The 3,069-nt window shown below is 55.1% G+C and carries 3 protein-coding genes; 2 read left to right on the top strand and 1 reads right to left on the bottom strand.

What is annotated here, in order from left to right; genetic code table 11:
* Positions 1-763: SDR family oxidoreductase (locus tag VGC33_RS12105; protein WP_331121011.1), on the top strand; the 763-nt coding region annotated here is incomplete at its 5' end.
* A 24-nt stretch (positions 764-787) separates the two neighbouring features.
* On the opposite strand, the gene VGC33_RS12100 is transcribed toward VGC33_RS12105, so the two are convergent.
* The gene (locus VGC33_RS12100) at positions 788-1,729 is read right to left on the bottom strand and encodes an AraC family transcriptional regulator (RefSeq protein ID WP_331121010.1); all 942 of its coding nucleotides are present in this window, start codon (positions 1,727-1,729) and stop codon (positions 788-790) included.
* 121 nt (positions 1,730-1,850) lie between these two features.
* Here VGC33_RS12100 and VGC33_RS12095 point away from each other — a divergent pair, with 121 nt between their 5' ends.
* Positions 1,851-2,738 (top strand): SDR family oxidoreductase, encoded by an 888-nt coding sequence (locus tag VGC33_RS12095; RefSeq protein WP_331121009.1) that lies wholly within the window; start codon positions 1,851-1,853, stop codon positions 2,736-2,738.
* Positions 2,739-3,069 lie beyond the last annotated feature (331 nt).

Raw genomic sequence — 3,069 nt, 5'->3', positions numbered from 1 at the left:
AATTTTAATGCAACTGACCGGCAATACGATTCTGATCACAGGTGGAGGGGCCGGTATTGGCCGCGGGCTGGCCGAGGCGTTCCATGCTGCGGGCAATGAGGTGATCATCGCCGGACGGCGAAAAGAAGCGCTGGATAATACCGTCGCAGCAAACCCGGGCATGCATGCCATCGTACTTGATATAGACAGTCCTGAGTCAATCAGGGCCTGTGCCACATCGTTAAAAAGCGGCTGGCCCGGATTAAATGTTGTTGTACATAATGCGGGGATCATGCGTGCGGAAGATCTGAAAAGCGGCGATGTTTCGGTTGCGGAAGCCGAAATCACCACCAATCTTCTGGGGCCGATTCGCTTAACGGCTGCGCTGATTGAACATTTGCTGGCCCAACCCCATGCCGCCATCCTGACGGTCTCTTCTGGTTTAGCTTTTGTACCGATCGCGCCTACTCCGACGTACTGTGCAACGAAAGCGGCGATTCACTCCTGGACGCAGAGTCTGCGTTACCAGCTGCGTGATACTTCCGTACAGGTGACCGAACTTGTTCCTCCACTGGTACAAACGAAGCTGATGGGTGATAAGCATGCCAGCAATCCTGCCGGAATACCGCTGGCGGCGTTTATTGCGGAAACGATGAGTATCCTCAATGCTCAGCCCGATATCGCGGAAGTCCTGGTTGAAAAAGTGAAGCCTCAGCGCTTTGCTGAACGCGGAGACTATGCCGCTTTTTATCAGGCGTTCAACGATCGCATCGCGTCGCAGTAAATGGCTATTGCATCAGGCGGTGTGTTATTTGCCTGCATTTGATGACGAGATCGTATTTTTCCCTGGCCGCTGTTGGCGATGCTCGCGCGGAGAGCATCCCCACTCTTTTTTAAACGCCCGGCCAAACGCGCTATCGCTGTCGTACCCGGCGGACAGCGATATCTGGGTGATCGACTCGCGTGAGTGTCTGAGGCGCTCTCCTGCGAGCAACATTCGCCATCGGGAGAGGTACTTCATCGGCGTGGTGCCGACCTTCTGTTTAAATTGTTTGGTAAAAACGGTCCGGGACATGCCAACCCGATTTGCCAGTTCCCGCAGGGTCCAGGGGAAAGCGGGATCCTGGTGCATATAGTTAAGCGCGGCTTTGAGATGCGGATCGGAAAGGGCAAACATCCAGCCAACGCGTTCATCCCCTTCCTGCTGAAGCAATACCCTTAACGCCTGAACCAGCATGATTTGTACCAGCTGCTGCGCAATCAAATCACTTCCCGGTTGGGGGAGGCGCAGCTCTTCACGCAGGCATTCCATGGCATTACGCATAACCTGTTGCCCAATACCCTCGGCGATCGGTATCAGCGGAGGCAGGGAATGCAGCAGGATATCGGCATGGGCGCTGCTGAAGGTAAAACGTCCGCCAAGAATAAACGCGCCGTCCTGGGGCGCCTGCATCGTCAGCGCAGAACCCGCCTCCTTGTCCGGCGGGATAAAAGGTTGTCGTGGGCTGTCGGGATCGGTCGCCAGACAAAAGGGGGCGCCGGAAGGCAGAAACACACAGTCGCCCGATTTTAGAAAGATGGCCTCCTGGCGCCCGGTGACAGAGACCCAGCAGTTTCCGTCAATAACAACGTAGCATTTGATGCCCGGGTGTCGCCTGAATTCGAGGCCGATTCCCGCCTGCAGGGGGAAACCGCCGGAGATATAAGCCTCCAGTTTGAGCAATGACAGAACTTCTGAAAGGGGATCCATAAAATACCGTACGATCTGCACAGAATGGCGTATTTATAGCAGAGACCGTACCGATATTCATCTTTTACACTGCCATTAAGGGTGAAGTTGTTAATCAGAAACCGCTTAGCAGGGGAAAATTATGAATATTTTTTTAACGGGAGCCACCGGTTTTATTGGACTTGCGGTTACGGCAGAACTTATCCGGGCCGGCCATCGGGTGACGGGCCTGGCTCGTTCGGATAAAAGCGAACAACTTCTGGTCCGCATCGGAGCAGAAACTCACCGGGGGGCGCTGGAAAATCTTCAGAGCCTGGCTGAGGGGGCGCAAAAGGCTGATGCAGTGATTCATTGTGCTTATGATCACTCTTTTAGCGATCCAGAAGAGACGGCGAAAAAAGAAACCCAGGCCATCGAAGCGCTGGGAAGAGGGCTACAGGGATCCTTTCGCCCCCTGATCATTACCTCCGTTGCCGCCATGGGCTGCGCCGCGCCCGGTCAACTGGCTACCGAAGATTTTTATGACCCCGCGACGCGCAACCCGCGCAAGTCAACTGAACTGGCCGGAGCCCGCGTAGCGGACAACGGCGTCAACGTTTCGATTGTCCGGCTCCCGCAGGTTCATAATGAATGTAAACAAGGGTTCGTCACTGAACTCATTGCGCTTGCGCGCGAGAAAGGGGTATCCGCGTATGTGGGTGAGGGGACCAATCAGTGGGCCGCCGCTCATCTTCTTGATGTCGCTGCGCTTTACAGGCTGGTGGTGGAACAACCGCACTCCGGGCTGCGTTACCATGCGATAGCGGAAGAAGGCATCCCTCTTGGTGATATCGCGCAAGCAATTAGCGTGGGCCTGGGTGTCCCGCTGGTCAGCCTCTCGTCTGAAGCCGCTAATGACCATTTTGGCTGGCTGGCGATGTTCGCGCAGATGGACATGCGGGCATCAGGCACGCAGACCCGGCAGCGCGTCGGCTGGCATCCTTCCCATCCTGGGCTGCTTACGGATATCGCGCGGTATTTTTCGCTTTAACCTGCCAAACACCTCCTGTGGCAAAAAAAGCCGCTTAAGTTTCCCTGAGCGGCTCTGCTGGACGGCGAGTCTGACTCTCCGTATGTTTAATGAGGTTTGATAAAGACAGACATCATTCTCTTCCAGGAGCAGGCCCATCCGGAGGTGGCCTGTCCCGGAGCAATCATTGGCCAGTCTGGCGTTGTCGGCGTCATTTTTCAGGAAAGTCGGTACTAACAGTCAGTTCCTTCCACTTTTCAAAATCTTTTCGCATGGCATCAAGTTTGGCCTGTATAAGTTGATAGGCATCGGTGCCAAGTGGAAGCCGTAACGGTGGCTGAGCCGCTTCCGT

The organism is Acerihabitans sp. (genome assembly GCF_036398755.1).
Lineage (GTDB): Bacteria > Pseudomonadota > Gammaproteobacteria > Enterobacterales > Enterobacteriaceae > Acerihabitans.
Note: the sequence above shows the minus strand (reverse complement) of the source record. Positions and strands in the feature narration are given on the sequence as shown.

Excerpts from the sequence above, each read along its gene's own strand:
- VGC33_RS12100 (WP_331121010.1), bottom strand. The coding sequence starts at position 1,729 with ATGGATCCCCTTTCAGAAGTTCTGTCATTGCTCAAACTGGAGGCTTAT.
- VGC33_RS12095 (WP_331121009.1), top strand. The coding sequence starts at position 1,851 with ATGAATATTTTTTTAACGGGAGCCACCGGTTTTATTGGACTTGCGGTT.